Source organism: Carboxydocella sp. ULO1, from assembly GCF_002049255.1.
Classification (GTDB): domain Bacteria; phylum Bacillota.
Genome location: NZ_BDLQ01000094.1, coordinates 1 through 221, shown reverse-complemented (window position 1 = coordinate 221; position 221 = coordinate 1). Strand labels below are relative to the sequence as shown.

General features: G+C 52.9%; 1 pseudogene. It reads right to left on the bottom strand.

What is annotated here, in order from left to right:
* Positions 1-221, bottom strand: a pseudogene (locus ULO1_RS11210) (IS200/IS605 family accessory protein TnpB-related protein); the annotation flags it as partial.

The window sequence follows — 221 nt, the reverse complement described above, 5'->3', positions numbered from 1 at the left end:
CCCTTGACTGCCAGGCGGAGCTTTTCAATAACTTCTGAAGCAGCCCCCTTTTCCTCTGCCTTCGCCAGTTTCCTCATAGCCAGGCTGAGCTTCTTCCTGGCCCGGCCCAGCTTCTCTTCTGTTTCTTCATTTTCTAACTTCAGCAGTTCTGTTTGGGAGTCCAGCAGGGCCTGTGCTTTAAGTCTGGAGTCATCGACAAAGCGGGAGTTCAGCCCGAAAAG